Below are 3,118 nucleotides of genomic sequence, written 5' to 3'. Positions count from 1 at the left end.
TTTTGTTAAACCCCCCCCGCTCCCCCACCCCCTCCGGGGGGGCGCCGCGGGGGGGGGGCCGGGGCCCGCCCACCGCCGCTGCGGCCTGCCCCGGGTGGGGCCACCGCCGTCGTCCCGCCCGTGGTCCCGGCCGTGCTCCTGGCCGTGTTCCTGGCCGTGGTCCCGCCCGTCGGCCCCGGCCGTGGTGTCCCGGGTGGCGACCACCGCTGGGCCAGGGTGGGGCCGATGCCGTGGGAGCGCTCTCAACAGTTGGCCGCCGACCCGCTAGGCTCAGGGGGCGGAGCGTCCGCGAGCGAGAGGAGCCCACGGTGCCGGAGCAGACGCCGCGTCCCACGGTCGAGGCCGACCCGGCCGCGCCACGTCCGACGCTGGAGTCGGTCGCCGAGCGGGCGGGGGTCTCCCGGGCCACGGCGTCGCGGGTGGTGAACGGGGGAGCGGGGGTCCGCGAGGCGCTGCGGGAGAAGGTCCAGCGCGCGGTCGAGGAGCTCGGCTACCTCCCCAACCTGGCCGCCCGCACCCTGGTGACCCGGCGCAACCACGCCGTCGCCGTCGTGGTGGCCGAGCCCGGCAGCCGGCTCTTCTCCGACCCGTTCTTCGCCCAGCACCTGCGCGGCATCGGCCGCGAACTGTCGGCCGCCGACAACCAGATGGTGCTGATGATGGTCGAGGACCAGTACGACTACGAGCGGGTGGGCCGGTACCTGGCCGGCGGCCACGTGGACGGCGCACTGCTGTTCTCGCTCCACCAGCCGGACCCGCTGCCCCAGATGGCGCGCAAGGTCGGCCTGCCCTTCGTGGTGGGCGGACGCCCGGGCTGGCCGGGCGCCGAGTCCGACCGCCAACTCGTGTACGTGGACAGCGACAACCGCGGCGGCGCCCGGCTCGCCGTCGGCCACCTCCGCTCGCTCGGACGCGGCACCATCGCCACCATCACCGGCCCGCTCGACCAGACCTCCGCCCTCGACCGCCTGGACGGCTACCGCGACGTGCTGCCCGACGGCGACCCGGCGCTCGTCGCCGAGGGCGACTTCACCCCCGACGGCGGCGGCCGCGCGATGGCCGAACTGCTGGCCCGCCGGCCCGATCTGGACGCGGTGTTCGCGGCCTCCGACGCGATGGCCTCGGGCGCGCTGCGCGTCCTGCGCGAGGCGGGGCGCCGGGTGCCGGAGGACGTCGCCGTGGTCGGCTTCGACGACGTCGAGTCGATCGCCGCCTGGACCGAGCCGCCGCTCACCACGGTGCGCCAGGACATCGAGGAGATGGGCCGGCTGATGGCCCGCCTGCTGCTGCGCCGCCTCGACGTGACCGGCCCGGACCGGGTGCCCGCGACCGGTCTGCGGTCCGGCGGTCCGACCTCGGTGATCACCCCGACCCGCCTGGTCCGGCGGGCCTCGGCCTGAGCCGGGCCTGGTCGGCCTGGCCCGGCTCGGCCCGGCCTCCGGCCCGGCCTCCGGCTCGGCCTGGCCTCCGGCTCGGCCGGGTTCGGACGGGGTGCTCTTGAGCGGGGGCTTGACCGCGCCGTTCTCCTCGGGTGAAGGGTGGCAGGGGGCGTCCCCATCCCGCACGGTCGAGCTGCGGAATCGGGACACCGCATGATCGGCGGTCGGGTGCCTGGCCGCCCGTCCTGGGCGGGTCACCCGTGGAGAACGGCCTGGATTTCCAGGCTGATCGACACTTTGTTGCTGAGCGCGGCTCCACCGGCGTCGATGCCGAAGTCGCGTCGGTTGATCTCCGCTGTCGCGGAGAAGCTCGCCCGCTGTCCAACCCGCTGGTCCCGGCTGAAGGCGTTCACCTTGAGAGTCAGCGGCACCTGCCGTGTGACGCCGTGCAAGGTCAGCTCACCGTCGACGGCCCAACCGTCGACGGTCCGGCGGATGCCGGTCGAGCGGTAGCTCATCGTCGGGTACGTGTCGACGTCGAGGTATTCGGCGGCGTGGAGGTGGTTGTCGCGCTTTTCGTTGCCGGTGTCGATGGATGCGAGGTCGATCGTCGCGGTGACCGACGAGCGCAGTGGGTTCTTGCCCGTGACGAGTGTGACGTCGTGGCTGGTGAACCGGCCCCGCGTCTTGCTGATCCCGAGGAGGCGGACGGAGAAGGCGATCTCGGAGTGCGCCTGGTCGGCCTTCCAGGTACCGGCCAGATAGCCCGGAATATCCGCGGTCGCGGGGGCGGTGTTCATGGTTTCGTTCATGGCTTCCTCCATGGTTGTGCGGCCTCGGCCGCGCGGCGAGGGGGGACGGCGGGTCGGGGTCGGTGTCCGTGATCCATCGCGACCGGCGCGTCCGCCGGCACCCATCTGGGGGCCCAAGACGTCGGTCGTCGCGGACAGTTGCCCGGTGTCGCCTTTCGTGGTGGAACCTCGGCTTCTCACACGCTCCGCTCTGCGGATTGTGCTGCGCCCATCAGTGCAGAATTTCGGCCCGCACCCGCTCTTTCGGTGTTGCGATGTCCCAGTAGTGAACGATGCCCCGCGCACTACTGAAGTCGCCTGTACCGCCGGTGATGGCCATGTCGAGCTGGCTTGTTCCGCTCACCCAGAGCGACTGCATCGTCAGGGAGCCACGGTTGAGTTCCATCGTGATCAGGCATTGTGTCGTGATTTCCTCGCCATTGATGTGGATGACCTGGCACGACCCGCCCCCGTGTCCGACGCTGCGGCCATCCTTCAGCGCGGTGCCGGAGTAGACGTACGAATCACCCAGGCTCGGCCCTTTCGGGTCGAGATCGGCGTAGGCGTACTGATCGTTCTGAACCTTGAGTTCGAGGACCTCGACCTGCCGCCTTTCCGGGGCATCGGCAGCTGCGCCGGCTACGGAAAAGACGCCCGCCAAAGCGGTGGCCAACGAAATGGTGGAAAGTTTTGCGAGCGACGCTCGTGTGCTGTTGTTCCTCCGTTCCCCGTCACGCGTGCCGACGAGTCCCAGCCTTCCGATGACCATGATGGAATCTCCTCATTTGCTCAAGCAGCTTCTGCCCTGGCGGGCGTTGCGGTCGGGCGGGCGCTCCAAGGTCGACCTCGCCGCCGACCCTGGAGCGCCCGGTCAGTACGCCGGCGAGCTGAGCGCCGACGTGCTCGCCGGGTCATGTGTTCGTCCCAGCGGGTTCGACAACACTGCAC

At 71.4% G+C, this 3,118-nt stretch carries 4 protein-coding genes; 2 read left to right on the top strand and 2 right to left on the bottom strand.

Translation table 11 applies throughout. From position 1 onward, the window contains the following. Positions 1 to 308: 308 nt before the first annotated feature. On the top strand, positions 309 to 1,400 hold the full coding sequence (locus ACFC1F_RS42965; RefSeq protein WP_376167237.1) for a LacI family DNA-binding transcriptional regulator: 1,092 nt from the start codon (positions 309 to 311) through the stop codon (positions 1,398 to 1,400). Positions 1,401 to 1,633: 233 nt separating this feature from the next. On the opposite strand, the gene ACFC1F_RS42960 is transcribed toward ACFC1F_RS42965, so the two are convergent. Together ACFC1F_RS42960 and ACFC1F_RS42955 are read right to left on the bottom strand one after the other, a co-directional pair. After that, positions 1,634 to 2,191 (bottom strand): YceI family protein, encoded by a 558-nt coding sequence (locus ACFC1F_RS42960; protein ID WP_376167235.1) that lies wholly within the window; start codon positions 2,189 to 2,191, stop codon positions 1,634 to 1,636. Between the two features lie 211 nt (positions 2,192 to 2,402). Then, complete coding sequence (locus ACFC1F_RS42955) at positions 2,403 to 2,939, bottom strand: hypothetical protein (RefSeq protein WP_376167233.1); 537 nt, start codon at positions 2,937 to 2,939, stop codon at positions 2,403 to 2,405. On the opposite strand from ACFC1F_RS42955, the gene ACFC1F_RS42950 reads away from it, so the two are divergent. Continuing rightward, positions 2,932 to 3,118: hypothetical protein (locus tag ACFC1F_RS42950; protein WP_376167231.1), on the top strand; the 187-nt coding region annotated here is incomplete at its 3' end. The genes ACFC1F_RS42955 and ACFC1F_RS42950 overlap by 8 nt on opposite strands.

Source organism: Kitasatospora sp. NPDC056181, from assembly GCF_042266225.1.
Lineage (GTDB): Bacteria > Actinomycetota > Actinomycetes > Streptomycetales > Streptomycetaceae > Kitasatospora.
This window is presented reverse-complemented; position numbering and strand designations above follow the sequence as displayed.